The organism is Archangium gephyra (assembly GCF_049060025.1).
Classification (GTDB): Bacteria; Myxococcota; Myxococcia; order Myxococcales; family Myxococcaceae; genus Archangium; species Archangium gephyra_A.
Genome location: NZ_JBMEQQ010000002.1, coordinates 6,010,622 through 6,025,736, shown reverse-complemented (window position 1 = coordinate 6,025,736; position 15,115 = coordinate 6,010,622). Strand labels below are relative to the sequence as shown.

The window sequence follows — 15,115 nt, the reverse complement described above, 5'->3', positions numbered from 1 at the left end:
GCGCGGTCCGGTGAAAAACGCCAAGGTCGCGCTTCCGAAGGAGGGCGCACACATGGCAGGGCGTACGTTCGAGGAGTCCAGCAAGGAAGGCGGCCTCCACCACCGGTTGGGTCAGCTCGCCGGTGAGTGGGAGGGGATGACGAAGACGTGGTTCGAGCCGGACAAGCTCGCGGACGAGTCCCCCTGGCGCGGCACCATCCGCCTCGTGGCGGGGGGACGGTTCTTGATGCACGAGTATGAGGGCTCGATGCAGGGCAAGCCGCTGTCCGGGGTGGCCCTCTACGGCTACCACCTCGACCCGGACCGCTTCGAGATGGCCTGGGTGGACAGCTTCCACACCGGCACGAGCATCATGTTCTTCAAGGGGAAGAACGAGGGCCGGGGCTACGATGTCCTGGGCAGCTACGAGGCCCCGTCCGGGCCGCCGTGGGGCTGGCGGATGGAGATTCAGCAGCCCGAGGCGGACCGGCTGATCATCACGCACTACAACATCCCCCCCGGCAGCCCGGAGGCCAAGGCGGTGGAGACGGAGTACCGGCGCAAGCGCTGAGCCGCGGCTGTTCTCCCCATAAGGACGGGCTTCACTACTGAACGCTCCGGGCCCTCCACGCAGGTGGCCGGGGTGTGGGGCCCGTGCTATTCCGGGCCCCGGTCTGCCCGAGGAGGATTCGCGCATGGAGAAGGTCCTCAACTACATCGGCGGAGAGCTGGTGTCCCCCAGCTCCCAGGTCTGGTTCGACAAGCCGGACCCCTCCACCGGAGAAGCTCTCCGTGCAGGTGCCGGACTCGGACGAGAAGGACATCCAGCGCGCCGTGGAGGCCGCTCGGAACGCCTTCCCGGCCTGGGCCGCCACCCCGGCCTCCGAGCGGGCTCGATTGCTGCGCCGCGTCGCGGACACGATCCGCACCCGGCTGGACGCCTTCGCCCGCGCCGAGGCCATCGACACCGGCAAGCCGTTGAAGCTGGCCTCCACGGTGGACATCCCCCGGAGCATCCAGAACTTCGAGTTCTTCGCGGACGCGGTGACGCAGTTCTCCACCGAGGCCCACGTCATGGACGGCGGGGCGCTCAACTACACGCTGCGCTCGCCCCTGGGCGTGGTGGGCTGCATCTCGCCCTGGAACCTGCCGCTCTACCTGCTCACCTGGAAGCTCGCGCCCGCGCTCGCCATCGGCAACTGCGTGGTGGCCAAGCCCTCCGAGGTGACGCCCATGACGGCGTACCTGCTCGCCCAGGTGTGCCGCGAGGCCGGCCTGCCTCCGGGCGTGCTCAACATCGTCCACGGCTACGGCGCCAAGGTGGGCTCCGCGATGAGCCGCCACCCGGACATCAGCGCCATCTCCTTCACCGGCAGCACGCGCACGGGCGCAGAAATCGCCCGCACCGCCGCGCCCCTCTTCAAGAAGCTCTCGCTGGAGATGGGCGGCAAGAATCCCAACGTCATCTTCGAGGACTGTGACTTCGACGAGGCGCTGGCCACCACGGTGCGCTCGTCCTTCTCCAACCAGGGGCAAATCTGCCTCTGCGGCTCGCGCATCTTCGTGCAGGCGTCCATCTACGAGCGCTTCAAGGCGGCGCTGGTGGAGCGCACGAAGGCGCTGAAGGTGGGGATCCGCTGGAGCCCTCGACGGACCAGGGCGCGCTGGTGTCTCCGCAGCACTTCGAGAAGGTGATGGGCTGCATCGAGGTGGCGCGCAAGGAGGGAGGCCGCGTCCTCACCGGAGGCAAGCGCGCGGAGGTGCCGGGGCGCTGCCGCAACGGCTGGTTCGTGGAGCCCACGCTCATCGAGGGCCTGGGCCACGCGTGCAGCACCAACCAGGAAGAGATTTTCGGCCCGGTGGCCACGCTCATCCCCTTCGAGAAGGAGGAGGAGGTGCTCGCCTGGGCCAACAGCACCCGCTACGGGCTGGCGGCGAGCGTGTGGACGCGGGACGTGACGCGGGCGCACCGCTTCGCGGCGAAGCTGGAGAGCGGCATCGTCTGGGTGAACTGCTGGATGCTGCGCGACCTGCGCACGCCCTTTGGTGGCGTGAAGGAATCGGGCGTGGGACGCGAGGGCGGCTGGGATGCGCTGCGCTTCTTCACCGAGCCCAAGAACGTGTGCGTGAAGCTATGAGCAACTCCGATCGAGTCGACTCCCAGAAGGCCCCCGAGCCGGTGGGCCTCTATCCCCACGCCCGGCGTGTGGGCAACCTGCTCTTCCTCTCCGGCGTGGGTCCACGCGAGCGCGGGACCAAGAAGATCCCCGGCGTCGAGCTGGATGCCCAGGGCAACATCATCTCCTACGACATCGAGACGCAGACCCACTCGGTGTTCCGCAACGTGCGCTACATCCTGGAGGAGGCGGGCTCCTCGTGGGACCGGCTGGTGGACGTGACGGTGTACCTCACGGACATGAAGAAGGACTTCCCCACGTACAACCGCCTGTGGGCCGAGTACTTCAAGGACGTGCCCACGCCCCCGTGCCGGACGACGCTCGGCATCACCGCGCTGCCCACCCCCATCGCCATCGAGCTGAAGTGCATGGCCACGATTGGAGACTGAGATGAGCCGACTGCAGCCCCTCAACTTCAAGAAGTGGATCGACGAGCACCGCCACCTGCTCAAGCCCCCCGTGGGCAACCAGATGGTGTGGCAGGACCGGGACTTCATCGTGATGGTGGTGGGCGGGCCCAACTCGCGCACCGACTTCCACATCGACGCGAGCGAGGAGTTCTTCTACCAGGTGGAGGGGGACATCACCCTGCGCGTCATGGAGGACGGCAAGCCCCAGGACATCCCCATCCGCGAGGGGGAGATCTTCCTGCTGCCGCCCAACGTGCCGCACTCGCCGCAGCGGCCCGCGGGCACGGTGGGCCTCGTCATCGAGCGCAAGCGGCGCGAGGGCGAGCTGGACGGCTTCGCGTGGTTCTGCCCCCAGTGCAACCACAAGCTGTATGACGAGTACCTCCAGGTCACCAACATCGTCACGCAGCTTCCGCCCATCTTCGAGCGTTTCTACGGCAACCCCGAGCACTGCACCTGCAAGCAGTGCGGCTTCCGGGTGACTCGCGAGCCGCGCAAGCCATGAAGATCGACATCCACACGCACCTGCTGCCGGCCGAGCTGCCGCGCTTCGCCGAGCGCTACGGTTACGGCGGCTTCATGACGCTGGACCACCACGCCCCGTGCCGGGCCCGCATGGTGCGCGATGACGGGAAGTTCTTCCGCGAGGTGGAGAGCAACTGCTGGGACCCGATGAAGCGCATCGAGGAGTGTGATGCCACCGGCGTCAGCGTGCAGGTGCTGTCCACGGTGCCGGTGATGTTCGGCTACTGGACGAAGCCCGAGCACGGGTTGGACCTGTCGCGCTTCCTCAACGACCAGCTCGCCTCGGTGGTGAAGGCGCACCCCAAGCGCTTCGTGGGCCTGGGCACGGTGCCGCTGCAGTCCCCGGAGCTGGCCGTGCGCGAGCTGGAGCGCTGCATGCGCGAGCTGGGGATGGCGGGCGTGCAGGTGGGCTCGCACGTCAACGGCCTCAACCTGGGCGAGCCGGAGCTGTTCCCCTTCTTCGAGGCCGCGGCCGAGCTGGGCGCCGCCATCTTCGTCCACCCCTGGGACATGCTGGGCGAGGCCCGCATGAAGAAGTACTGGATGCCCTGGCTGGTGGGCATGCCCGCCGAGGTGGCGCTGGCCATCTGCTCGCTCCTCTTCGCGGGCACGCTGGAGAAGCTGCCGAAGCTGCGGCTCGCCTTCGCGCACGGCGGCGGCGCCTTCCCGGGCACCTTCGGCCGCATCGAGCACGGCTTCCAGGTGCGGCCGGACCTCGTCGCGGTGGACAACCCCGTGCCGCCCCGCGACTACCTGGGCCGCTTCTGGGTGGACTCGCTGGTGCACGACGCGGACATGCTGCGCTTCATCGTGCGGCTGTTCGGCCCGGACAAGGTGGCCCTGGGCAGCGACTATCCCTTCCCGCTCGGCGAGGACCGGCCGGGCACGCTGGTGGAGTCCCTCACGGACTTCGATGCCGCCACCCGGGAGAAGCTGTTGTGCCGCAACGCGCTCGAGTGGCTCGGGCGCTCGTATGAGGAGTTCAAGTAGATGAGCGGCGAGGCAGTGCGTTACGAGGCCAGTGAGGCGTTCGCCCGGCGGATGGACGCGGAGGATCCGCTCCGTCACTTCCGCGACGAGTTCCTCTTCCCCCGCCACCACGGCGAGCCCGTCATCTACCTCGTGGGCAACTCGCTGGGGCTCCAGCCGCGCAAGACGAAGACGTACGTGCAGGAGGCGCTGGAGGACTGGGAGACGTTCGGCGTGGAGGGCCACTTCCGCGGTGGCCGCCCGTGGCTGCCCTACCACGAGATGCTCACCGAACAGACGGCGCGGCTGGTGGGCGCCCACCCGCTCGAAGTCGTGGTGATGAACACCCTGTCGGTGAACCTGCACCTGATGCTGGTGTCCTTCTACCGGCCCTCGGGCGAGCGCCGGAAGATCCTCATGGAGGCGGGCGCCTTCCCGTCGGACCAGTATGCGGTGGCCTCGCAGGTGCGCTTCCACGGGTACACCCCGGAGGAGGCCGTGCTCCAGCTCACGCCGCGCCCCGGTGAGGAGACGCTGCGCACCGAGGACATCCTCGAGACGATCGAGCGGCACGGGAAGGAGCTCGCCCTGGTGCTGCTGGGCAACGTGAACTACCTCACCGGCCAGGCGTTCGACATGGCCGCCATCACCCGCGCCGCGCACCGGCAGGGCTGCCAGGTGGGCTTCGACCTGGCGCACGCGGCGGGCAACCTCCAGCTCTCGCTGCACGATGACGGGCCGGACTTCGCCGTGTGGTGCTCGTACAAGTACCTCAACGGCGGCCCGGGCACGCTGGGCGGCGTCTTCGTCCACGAGCGCCACGCTCGCAACAAGGAGCTGCCCCGCTTCCAGGGGTGGTGGGGCCACGACAAACAGACGCGCTTCCAGATGGGGCCCGACTTCGAGCCCATTCCGGGCGCCGAGGGCTGGCAGTTGTCCAACCCGCCCATCTTCCAGATGGCGGCGTTGCGCGCGTCCATGGAGCTCTTCGACCGCGCCACCATGCCGGCCCTGCGCCGCAAGAGCGAGCTGCTCACCGGCTACCTGGAGTTCCTCCTGGACCGGCTCCCGCCCGGCTTCGTGCGCAGCATCACCCCGAGGGACCCCCAGCAGCGGGGTGCCCATCTCTCGCTGCGCTTCACCAAGGAGCCCCGGCAATTGCTGGAGAAGCTGACGGAGCAGGGCGTCCTCTGCGACTTCCGGTCACCGGACATCATCCGCGCCGCGCCGGCTCCGCTCTACGTGAGCTTCCATGACGTCTACCGCTTCGCGGGGGTCCTCGAACGCCATGCACGGGATTGACCAGACGCAACGTGTGACGGTGGTGGGAGCGGGGCTGGTGGGCTCGCTCCTCTCGATGTACCTGGCGCGGCGCGGCTTCCAGGTGGACGTGCTGGAGTGGCGCCCGGACATGCGGCGCGAGGAGATTGGCGCGGGGCGCTCCATCAACCTCGCCATCTCCGCCCGCGGGCTGTACGCCCTGCGCCAGGTGGGGCTGGAGGAGGAAGCGCTGCGCCACGCCATCCCCATGCGCGGCCGGATGATCCACTCCGTCTCCGGCGGGCTGGCCTTCCAGGCCTACGGCAAGGACGAGTCCCAGCACATCAACAGCATCTCGCGCGCGTGGTTGAACAAGTTCCTGATGACGCACGCCGAGGCCACGGGCCGGGTGCGCATCCAGTTCGAGCAGCGCGTGCAGCACGTGGACTTCCAGAAGGGCGTGCTCGACATCGTGGACAGGGCGGGCGGCCCCGTGCGCGAGGTGCACACGCCGGTGGTGTTCGGCACGGACGGCTCGGGCTCGGCGGTGCGGCGCGAGATGTCGCTGGCGCCGGGCTACCGCGCGGCGCAGGAGCAGCTCAGCCACGGGTACAAGGAGCTGACGATTCCCGCGGGCCCCGGCGGCACCTTCCAGATGGAGAAGCACGCGCTGCACATCTGGCCGCGCGGCTCGTACATGCTGATTGCGCTGCCGAACCTGGATGGCAGCTTCACCTGCACGCTCTTCCTGCCCTTCCAGGGCCCGGTGAGCTTCGAGTCGCTGGGGACACCGGCGCAGTTGCTGGCCTTCTTCGAGGAGCAGTTCCCGGACGCGCTGGCGCTGATGCCCGGGCTGACGCACGACTTCTTCCACAACCCCACCGGGACGATGGTGACGGTGAAGAGCGAGCCGTGGCACGTGGGAGGCCGGGCGCTGCTGGTGGGGGACGCGGCGCACGCCATCGTGCCCTTCTTCGGGCAGGGGATGAACTGCGGCTTCGAGGACTGCGTGGCGCTGGAGGCGTGCCTCGGACGGCATACGCGGTGGGAGGACGCCTTCGCGGAGTTCTTCCGGTTGCGCAAGCCGAACGCGGACGCCATCGCGGACATGGCGGTGGAGAACTTCGTGGAGATGCGGGACAAGACGGCGGACCCGCGCTTCCTGCTGGAGAAGGCGGTGGAGAAGGAGCTGCTCAAGGCCTTCCCGGGCGAGTTCCTGAGCCGCTACCCGCTGGTGAGCTTCAGCCTGGTGCCGTACCGTCTGGCGTACGAGGTGGGGGCCATCGCGGGCGGCATCGTCGCCGAGCTGAGCGAGGGCCTCACGCGGGCGGAAGACGTGGACCTGGAACGGGCCCGCACGCTCATCCGCGAGCGGCTGGTGCCCTTCGTGAAGGAGCATTCGGATGGATTTGGGACTGCGAGGTAGGAGGGCGCTGGTGCTGGGTGCCTCGGCTGGACTGGGGTACGCCATTGGCGCGCAGATGGTGAAGGAGGGCGCGCGGGTGGCCATCTGCTCGCGTGACGAGGTGCGCATCCGCGATGCCGCCCAGCGCATGGGCGCCGAGCTCGGCGTGACGGCGGACCTGACGAAGCCGGGCGCGACGAAGGCGCTGGTGGAGCAGGTCATCGCGACGATGGGCGGCGTGGACATCCTCGTGGCGAACACGGGCGGGCCGCCCAAGGGGAGCATCGAGAAGCTCACCGCGGAGCAGTGGCAGGACGGCTTCCAGAGCCTGTGGATGAGCGTGGTGGAGGGCCTGCAGGCGGCGCTGCCGGGGATGAAGGAGCAGCGCTGGGGCCGCATCGTCCTGGTGACGTCGGTGGCCGCGCGCGAGGCGATGCCGCTGCTGACCATCTCCAACGGGCTGCGCGCGGGACTGATGGGGCTGGTGAAGACGGTGAGCAACGAGGTGGCCGAGCACGGCATCACCATCAACGGTGTGCAGCCGGGCTACCACGCGACGGAGCGCCTCAAGGAACTGGGCGTGCCCGAGGACAAGATTACCTCGGCGATTCCGGCGCGGCGCCTGGGCAAGCCCGAGGAGCTGGGGGCGCTGGTGACGTTCCTCGCCTCGGAGCAGGCGGGCTACATCACCGGCCAGTCCCTCGTCATCGACGGCGGCTGGATGCGCGGGTTCTGACGTCCCCTCTCCCTCTCCCTCTGGGAGAGGGCCGGGGTGAGGGTCTACACGCGGGGGCTCTGGTGACGTTCCTCGCGCGGCCCCAGCATGGCCGTGCAACCTGATACGTTGAGGTCCTCCGAGGTAGGCCCCGCGTGTCCACACATTCGCCATCCCCCACGCTCGAGCACCCCATCCCCCCTGGTGGCGAGGCCGCCCTGGATCCGCCCGGCACGTCCCCGCTGCCCGTGGGCACCCGCATTGGCGGGGACGTGGTGGAGGCGGTGCTGGGCAGCGGCGGCTTCGCCACGGTGTACCGGGTGCGCGGCCCCGAGGGCCACCTGTCCGCCCTCAAGCTGCTTCCCCTGGACGAGGGCCCCGAGCGGGCCGCGCGCGCCTGGCGGGAGATGTCGCTGGGCACGCGCCTGCGCCACCCCAACCTCGTGCGCCAACTGGGGGCCGGACAGTGGCCCGAGGACTCGCCCCGCTTCCTGTGGGTGAAGCTGGAGCTGATTGAAGGCCCCACGCTGGACGAGTGGGGACTGGCGCCCGGGCGCACCGTGGGCGAGGTGGTGGCGCGGGTGCGGGAGGTGGCGCGCGCCCTGGCGGTGTCGCACGAGGCCGGTGTCCTCCACCGGGACGTGAAGGAAGCCAACATCCTGGTGCGCCAGAGCAACGGGCAGGCGGTGCTGGTGGACTTCGGGGTGGGCTACCACCCGGCCTACCCCACGCTGACCAAGGGGATGTTTCCCCCGGGCACGCTGCCCTACCGCGCCCCCGAGGCGTGGGCCTATGGCCGCGCGCACGCGGGCGTGGCGGGCGCGCACTACCGGGCCGGGCCGGGGGATGACCTGTACGCGCTGGGCGTCGTCTTCTACCGGCTGCTGACGGGCCGCTTCCCCTTCCGGCCCGCCGAGCATGGAGGCGAGGACGTGGAGGCGGTGCTGCACCGCGAGCCGTTGCCACCGCACCTCGTCAACCCGCGCGTGCCCCGGGCGGTGGAGGCGGTGTGCCTGCGGCTGCTGGCCAAGACACCGGAAGAGCGCTACCCGAGCGCCGTGGCGCTGTACGAGGCACTGGAGGAGCTGCGGGCCCGCACGGACGTGGACTGGACGGAGGTGCTGCACCCGGAGCGGCGGCGCCCGGTGAAGCCCAGGGCTCGCTGGAGCCGGGGGCTGGCGGTGGTGGGCGTGGGGTTGGCCGTGGCGCTGGGGGCCTGGTGGCTCGGCTCCGGCCAGGAAGTGGCGCCAGGGGGGCCCGCGCCGGAGCCTGTGCGGGCCGTGGACTCGCCTCCCGCAGAGGCGCTTCGAAAGGACAGTGCCCCCGTGAAGCAGCAACAGCCGTCTGGCCCCCAGCCCGAAGCCACCTCCAAGCGCCGGGGAGCCGCCGTGCGCACCGCGTGCCTGGGCCTCACCGGTGCCGCCCTCCAGGCCTGCCTCGGTACGCCGCAGCAGGTGCCGCCCGAGCGCTCCGCTCCGCCGCCCCAGGCATGCCCCGCCGGGGCCGTGGAGACCATGACGGACATGCTCGGCTTGAGCCTGGGGGAAATGAAGAGCACGGACTGGAGCGACGTGCGGGGCAGGCCCGTACACGTGCAGGAGGACGCGACCCTCCGCGTGGGAGGCGATTGGGAAGCGGGCGCGGACCACACGGGCAAGGGCTGGAAGGTCGCGCTGCCGAACAACACCCGCCTCTTCGGGAAGCTCTACGTCAAGGAGGGGCGGGTGTACGGCCGCTTCACCGAAGCGCGCACGCCCCTCGGGGTGACGTACCCGGTGTGCCTGGAGATGCTGGACACCATGGACAGAGTGGGTGTGGAGCTGGAGCCCGGCAGCGGGCCGGGGAAGATGCTGGTCTCTCCCGTTGTGGTGGTGCGGGTGGTGCACCGATTCAAGTAGGGGCGTCCCGGAGACGGGACGGACACGACCGGGCAGGAGGTGTGGTAGAGCCCCACTTCTCCGGTCCCGTCCACGCCCCTCGGAGGTCTCCGCCCCATGCCCGTGCTGTCCTCCGCGTTGTTGCGACTCGTCTGGCTCGCCGCCCCCCTGGAGGCTTTCGCACCGCCAGCCTGTGAGGCGGGCACGCCCCACCTGGAGCTGGTGGAAGACACACCCGGCGAGGCGCTCGCGGTGTGCATCCACCCGGGGCTCTCCACCAACTTCTTCTTCGACACGAAGCTGACCCACGTGAAGCTGACCGGGCGGGAGCGTTTCCGGGTGATAGCGGATGAAACGGGCCTCACGCTCATGCCCACCCGCGCCCTGGCTGCCGGGGAGCGTGTGCCGCTGACGGTCTCCTTCCAGGAGGGCGCGGCCCCCGCGGGCGTCACCTTCAGCCTGGTGGTGCACCCGTCGGAGGCCGCGCGGCAGGTGGAGGTGACACACCGGCCGCGCACGCTCGCCTCCTACCGGGAAGGTGAGCAACAGGCGAGGGAGGAGGCGCGGCGGTGCCGGGAGGAGAAGGCACGCCTGGAGGAGGAGCGTGGCGGGAAGGGGGGACTGCTGGGCCTCCTCGCCCAGGGGTGGTTGGGAGAGGACGGCATCGCCAGCAGGGACATCACCAAGAGCATCACTTCACGCCCGGGCAACACGCTCACCAGCATGGAGGCTCACAGCTACCGCTCGGACACCACGCGCCTGGAGGACGGGCGCGAGGTGGTGCGGCTGGCCGTGCGGCTGCGGTTGAAGAACCACGGGAGCACACCGTGGACGCCCGGGGGGGCGGTGCTGGTGGGGCCGAAGGGAGAGGAGTGGAAGGCGCTGGGCGTGTGGACGCAGGAGCCGATTGCTCCGGGGAAGGAGCGCGGCGTCGGGGTGGAGGTGGAGGTGCCGGAGGAGGCGGCGCGCGGCACCTTCACCCTGAAGGTGTGGGGCCAGGAGGCCGGCAGCGGGAGCGAGCACTTCGACGGCGTGATCTTCCCGTAGAAGGACGCGGTGGCGAGGGCGGCCCTACTCGGAGCGTGGCGGCCCGAGTTCTTTTGGGCAGGGGCTTCCTCCAGCTCCGGACAGCCCAGGTGGAACCGGGGCCCCGCGCTGAAGTGGAAGCAGGGTGGAACGCCTTCCGGTCCACCTCTCGCCGCTCTCAATCCAGGAATCGCCTCCACCAGCGACGCAGCTCCTCCTCGTCGTTCGTGCGCCCCTCGCGGCGGAGCCAGCTCCACGGAAAGGGCTCCTGCCAGCGCTCCAGGACATGTGCGAGCTCGCGGTATGCCGGGAGGTCCTGGCCCAGGGCCAGATCTCCGGCTTCCGGGCATGCTCCCAGCGTGACGACGGCTCGCTCCCCGTCGAGTTCCCGCACGGTGATGGTGGGGGCGTGGAGCCGGGCCCGCAGGCCCGCGACTCCGCCCAGCTCGCCGAGCACGGGCTGCCCGAGGAAATTCAGCCAGTGGATGCCATCCAGCCTGCTGCCCAGGTTGTCGTGAATGCTGGCATCGCGGATGTCGAAACCGGGGTGGCGGAAGATGACCGGGCGAAGCCGCTCGAGCTGGCCGTCCACCGAGGTCCAGGTGGAGAGCGCCAGGCCCGCATGCCCCGAGGCGAAGGGGAGCTGGGAGGCCATGTCGAGCGCCAGCTCGTGGATGAAGGTGTGCCCGCGCTCCTCCAGGAACTCGGTCGGCAGGGTGACGCGGAGGACACTCACGCTGCCGTGGGGCGGCTGACGGGAAGGGATTCTGGCGTGATAGCCAAAGTAGAAACCACTGTCGCCGCGGCCGGTGATGCTGAAGTAGGGATCCGCCCCCTCCTTTTCCGGATAGAAGGCCTCATCGGGCGTGTAGTCCTCGAAGTACCTGCGCACCTCGGGACGCAGCGCGCGCCGGATGAGCTCCCCATCCTCTGTCATCGAGCCTGCTCGGCTCCCAGTCGCAGCAGGTATAGAGGGCGAGGGCCTCGGGACGGGCCGCGACGGCGCGCAGGTAGCTGTCGAGCGCATGGGACACTCCCGCCGCGATGTCGAAGTTGTCGTGAGGGATGAAGAAGGTGAGGCGAACGAGGTCCCTGACGAGGAGGCGCTCCTCGATGCGCTCGACTCCTCCTGTGTCCGGGTGCCAGGACCTGGATTTGATGGGGCCCGAGGCGCGGACTCGCGGATAGGCAGTAGTCATTGGCTCACCTACTGGCGATCAACGCCAAACTGAGGGGTAACGAGTGCGGGTTGGCATTGTCCGCCGAGTTCTCCGTAGGACCGCATCTGCCTCACGACGTCCACGCTCCAGGGATTACCCACCTCGTAGCCGCAGGGGAACTTGAGGTCGTAGATGCACTGAATCCGGGTCGCATTCCGAGTGAAGTGAACCACGATGTCCGGTCTCAGCGAGCCCGTCCACCTGTCAGTGAGGAGAACATCCTGGGTGAATTCGTCTTTTCGAAGACGTGGCTCGATGGAGAAGTTATCGGGAAACTTCTCGGCGAGCTGGCGTTGAATGCAGTCGAAGGCAGCGGCGTGCTTCAACATCCCCAGGTGCCTGCGCCAGGTAGGGGCGCGCTTGTCGCGGACGGTTGGCTCCTTTCCGCACTCGGAGTCAGGCAGGGAGCGGCCCTTTCCGAAGAGCTCGTCGTCCACCTTCGTGTTGGCCTCTCGTACACAGTCCCGAAGGATGTCCTCGACGGTGCTCTTCTGCGCTTCATCCAGGAACTTCGAGACCGTGATGAGGCCCTGGAGGGCCTCGACGGCCTGGGCAACCCTTCCGAGCACCTGGCCGGTTTGGGCGGCTGCCGGTGCGAGAATCTCTCCGGTGCTCGCGTTGACGGGGGCCGCACAGGCTGCTCCGCAAGATTGATTGAACTGAGAGCGAGAGGGCTGGGGCTGGAAGCCAGCAACACTCACGGGGTACGGGGTGGTGGCGCAAGAGAGGCTGAGGAGCGCGGATGCCGAAAGAGTGAGAAGGAACCGCCCAGAAGGTGTCCGCATCGAGCACAAGCCAGATTGAAGCGAGGGCACCGTTCACTCCCAGGCGGTGTCACGGGTTGAGTGCCCGGAAGTACAAGGAAGGACGGGTACACACGTCAAGCCGTCCAATGCGCTCGGGTGCTAGCTCATCGCCCAGCGCGACAAGAAGAAGCAGATCCCCCGCGTCATCTTCGCGCTACCACCAGAGCGCTTCGGGCTGCTGGTGCTGGTGCGCCCGGACGGCTACCTGGTGACGGCGCTCGACGGGACGCCGCTTCAGCGCCTGGGTCCCCTGGAGCTGATGGAGGGGGAGTGGCGCGTGGGGCGCCTCGTGGTGGGCGGCTTCTACGCGTCGCATGGGGGCGTCTTCTATCCGGTGACCGAGGCGCTGCGGCGCGCGGACGGCCCGCCCCTGGCGGAGCTGGGCCTGGGCAGGGACGCGCTCAACGCCGCGCTCGACGGAGGCCAGCAGGCCCTGGCGGAGATGGCGCTGGCGCTGGCCCACTTCCATCCTCCACCCCATCCGCACGCTGGAGGACCTGGGGCAACTGCCCACCACGGTGGCTCACCTCATTGCCTCCTCGCCCGAATACTTCGCGCGCTACGGGGCCAGGTCCCGGGAGGACCAGATCCGCGAGGCGGCGCGCCTGTCCACGCACGTCCTCATGCTGCTCGGAGGGGCGAGGGCCGCGGTGGGACGCATGGGCGGGCTGGCGGCGGAGCTGCGCTGACGTACCTGTCGCGCCGCCTGGGCTCCCTGCCGCCTCTGCCTGCCCCCGTGCGCATCGAGCCGGTGGGCACGCTGGGCTGGCTCCTCGTGCTCTCCCCAGAGCCCATGACGGCCAGCAACCCCGAGCATGTCGCGTTCACCGCCCGCGTGCGCGAGCTGCTCGACCGGGCGGGACTCATCGAACGGCCGAAACCGGGAGCCGCCAGCCCGTGAGACGCGAGGACGACCCTCACCCCCCGCCCTCTCCCAGAGGGAGAGGGAGCATGCGCGACCCGCTCGCTCCCTCGTGCGAACGCCTGCTCCGGCGGTGCAGGGTGAAGCCGAGCACCGCGAGCATCAGGAACGCTGTCGTGGGCACGCCTCCATCCGGGCCCGCGGCGCAGCCCCCCTCGCCTGGCTGCGGCGTCACATTCCTGTCGATCACCCGCACGGTGACGGTGTCCTCACCGCTCTTTCCGCCGGCTTCCACCCGGAGCCGGAAGGTGAGCACCGTCTCCTCGTCCACCTCGGGCGCGTTGAACATGGCCCTCGGGCCCGAGAGCATGAGGTTCACCGGCGGGCCCTCCTCCTGCGTCCACGTGTAGGTCAGCTCCGCGCCCTCCGCGGCCCTCGATTCCGAGCCGTTGAGCGTCACCCCACTGCCCTCGCGGACCACCTGGTCCTCGCCCGCCCGCGCCTCCAGCGAGAGGTTGCGCACCCTCACGGTCACCACGTCCGGTGCGCTCGTTTTCACTCCATCGCTCACCCGCAGCTCGAACTGGAGGTCCGTGTCCCCCGTCACGTCGGGCGCGAGGAAGGTGGGGCTGGATGCGCTCGGGTCGCTGAACGTCACGGACGGGCCCTTGGACTGCGTCCACGCGTAGGTGAGCGGGGCGCCCTCGGGATCCGTGCCGCTGCCGGAGAGCGTCACGAGGCTTGCCTCGTCAACGGCCTGGTCCGGGCCCGCCTCCGCCACGGGCACCCGGTTGACGCACTCGCCCCGGTGGGCCACCAGCGTGGTGAAGGGCGTGTTCACCACCCCCTCCAACTGGAGGTCATCCAGGTCCCAGCCCGTGGCGCCCGTGCTCGCGTCCGTGCCGATGCGGAAGCGCAAGCGCACCGTCTTCCCCGCGTACGTGGTGCCGAGGCTGAGGGTGGCCTTGGTGAACGCGGGGTACCCGGGACTCTGGCCCCCATATGCCCGCCGGCTCTTGAGTGGGTTGTCCCCTCCCGCATCGATGGTCGCGTTGTAGGTGGGGCTCACGGAGGCGCCGATGTCCGCCCAGGTCGTTCCATCCTGGCTCAGCTCGATGACGGCGCCGTCGTAGTAGAAGCCCGCGGGGCTCGCCTCGAAGGCGTAGCGGTGCTGGAAGATGACGCGGAACGCCTCCGTCGCCGACACCTGGAGGGGCGGCGAGACGAGTGAGAGATCCGTGGTCACCCCGTTGTTCGGTCCCCGGAAGAAGTTGTTGGCTCCCGTCCCCTCGGCCACGCGCGTCCAGGACGTGCTGCCCACCGGGGGGAGGGTGACGGTCCACGGGTGGCGGGCGGACTCCACCGTCTCGAGCGTCCCCTGCAGCTCGTCCGTGTTCACGCGGTACGTCGCCGTGTGGGTCTTGTCTCCGGGCGCCGTCTGCTCGTCGTCCCGGTAGGCGATGGTCAGGGAGATATCGCGCGGGGTGGCGGCGCCCGAGAGCGCCACCGGCAGCTCCGCGCTGACGGACTGGGACGGATCCGCGGGGGGAAAGTACACCTTCGCTCCCTTGGGGAAGGAGACGTCCGGGTCCGTGCTGGAGAGCGTCATGCTCGTCAGCTTGAGCCGCTCGGTGCCGCTGTTGCGCAGGGTGACGCGCACGCGCGCGCTCTCGCCCGTGTCGAGCACCCCGTCATCATCACAGGACGCCGTCACCGGGCCGTCGAGCAGCTCCACGCCGCCGAACGCCACCTCCTTGCCGGCGGCGAAGCTGACGGCCTCCAACGGCGTGAGCAGGAACAGACCCACCAATATGGCGACGCATCGCTTCACAGTGTGACCTCCAGGGTTTCTGGGAACGGACCCCTGGACAGTAGACCCCTGGT

General features: G+C 69.5%; 14 protein-coding genes and 1 pseudogene. 11 read left to right on the top strand and 4 right to left on the bottom strand.

Annotated features, from left to right (window positions below; genetic code table 11):
- The first annotated feature begins 52 nt into the window (after positions 1-52).
- From ACN28I_RS26070 to ACN28I_RS26025, 10 genes and pseudogenes are all read left to right on the top strand, one after another.
- Complete coding sequence (locus tag ACN28I_RS26070; RefSeq protein WP_420944644.1) at positions 53-550, top strand: DUF1579 domain-containing protein; 498 nt, start codon at positions 53-55, stop codon at positions 548-550.
- Positions 551-624: 74 nt separating this feature from the next.
- Positions 625-2,117, top strand: a pseudogene (locus tag ACN28I_RS26065) (aldehyde dehydrogenase).
- Complete coding sequence (locus tag ACN28I_RS26060; protein WP_420944643.1) at positions 2,114-2,545, top strand: RidA family protein; 432 nt, start codon at positions 2,114-2,116, stop codon at positions 2,543-2,545. Before ACN28I_RS26065 ends, ACN28I_RS26060 begins: the two are co-directional and overlap by 4 nt.
- A 1-nt stretch (position 2,546) precedes the next feature.
- The gene (nbaC, locus tag ACN28I_RS26055) at positions 2,547-3,071 is read left to right on the top strand and encodes a 3-hydroxyanthranilate 3,4-dioxygenase (RefSeq protein ID WP_420944642.1); all 525 of its coding nucleotides are present in this window, start codon (positions 2,547-2,549) and stop codon (positions 3,069-3,071) included.
- Positions 3,068-4,081 carry an amidohydrolase family protein gene (locus tag ACN28I_RS26050; RefSeq protein WP_420944641.1) on the top strand — a complete coding sequence of 338 codons (1,014 nt, stop codon included), beginning with the start codon at positions 3,068-3,070 and terminating at the stop codon, positions 4,079-4,081. Before nbaC ends, ACN28I_RS26050 begins: the two co-directional genes overlap by 4 nt.
- A complete protein-coding gene (gene kynU, locus ACN28I_RS26045; protein WP_420944640.1) occupies positions 4,082-5,362 on the top strand; it encodes a kynureninase in 1,281 nt (426 codons plus the stop codon).
- On the top strand, positions 5,349-6,746 hold the full coding sequence (locus tag ACN28I_RS26040; protein ID WP_420944639.1) for an FAD-dependent oxidoreductase: 1,398 nt from the start codon (positions 5,349-5,351) through the stop codon (positions 6,744-6,746). Before kynU ends, ACN28I_RS26040 begins: the two co-directional genes overlap by 14 nt.
- Positions 6,724-7,461: an SDR family oxidoreductase gene (locus ACN28I_RS26035; RefSeq protein ID WP_420944638.1), complete on the top strand. Its 738-nt coding sequence runs from the start codon at positions 6,724-6,726 to the stop codon at positions 7,459-7,461. Before ACN28I_RS26040 ends, ACN28I_RS26035 begins: the two co-directional genes overlap by 23 nt.
- Before the next feature lie 134 nt (positions 7,462-7,595).
- Positions 7,596-9,338: a serine/threonine protein kinase gene (locus ACN28I_RS26030; RefSeq protein WP_420944637.1), complete on the top strand. Its 1,743-nt coding sequence runs from the start codon at positions 7,596-7,598 to the stop codon at positions 9,336-9,338.
- Between the two features lie 96 nt (positions 9,339-9,434).
- The gene (locus ACN28I_RS26025) at positions 9,435-10,364 is read left to right on the top strand and encodes a DUF2381 family protein (RefSeq protein ID WP_420944636.1); all 930 of its coding nucleotides are present in this window, start codon (positions 9,435-9,437) and stop codon (positions 10,362-10,364) included.
- A 157-nt stretch (positions 10,365-10,521) separates the two neighbouring features.
- Here ACN28I_RS26025 and ACN28I_RS26020 read toward each other — a convergent pair whose 3' ends face one another.
- The 3 genes from ACN28I_RS26020 to ACN28I_RS26010 are packed head-to-tail and all read right to left on the bottom strand — an operon-like array spanning position 10,522 to position 12,132.
- On the bottom strand, positions 10,522-11,280 hold the full coding sequence (locus ACN28I_RS26020; RefSeq protein ID WP_420944635.1) for a type VI immunity family protein: 759 nt from the start codon (positions 11,278-11,280) through the stop codon (positions 10,522-10,524).
- Entirely contained in the window at positions 11,201-11,542 is a 342-nt protein-coding gene (locus tag ACN28I_RS26015) for a hypothetical protein (protein ID WP_420944634.1), read from the bottom strand. Before ACN28I_RS26015 ends, ACN28I_RS26020 begins: the two co-directional genes overlap by 80 nt.
- Positions 11,543-11,550: 8 nt before the next feature.
- Complete coding sequence (locus ACN28I_RS26010) at positions 11,551-12,132, bottom strand: hypothetical protein (RefSeq protein WP_420944633.1); 582 nt, start codon at positions 12,130-12,132, stop codon at positions 11,551-11,553.
- Between the two features lie 418 nt (positions 12,133-12,550).
- On the opposite strand from ACN28I_RS26010, the gene ACN28I_RS26005 reads away from it, so the two are divergent.
- Positions 12,551-13,270, top strand: coding sequence for an Imm52 family immunity protein (locus tag ACN28I_RS26005; RefSeq protein ID WP_420944632.1), 720 nt, complete (start codon positions 12,551-12,553; stop codon positions 13,268-13,270).
- A gap of 16 nt (positions 13,271-13,286) precedes the next feature.
- Here the strand turns inward: ACN28I_RS26005 and ACN28I_RS26000 are convergent, their stop codons facing one another.
- The gene (locus tag ACN28I_RS26000; RefSeq protein WP_420944631.1) at positions 13,287-15,062 is read right to left on the bottom strand and encodes a PKD domain-containing protein; all 1,776 of its coding nucleotides are present in this window, start codon (positions 15,060-15,062) and stop codon (positions 13,287-13,289) included.
- Positions 15,063-15,115: the final 53 nt, after the last annotated feature.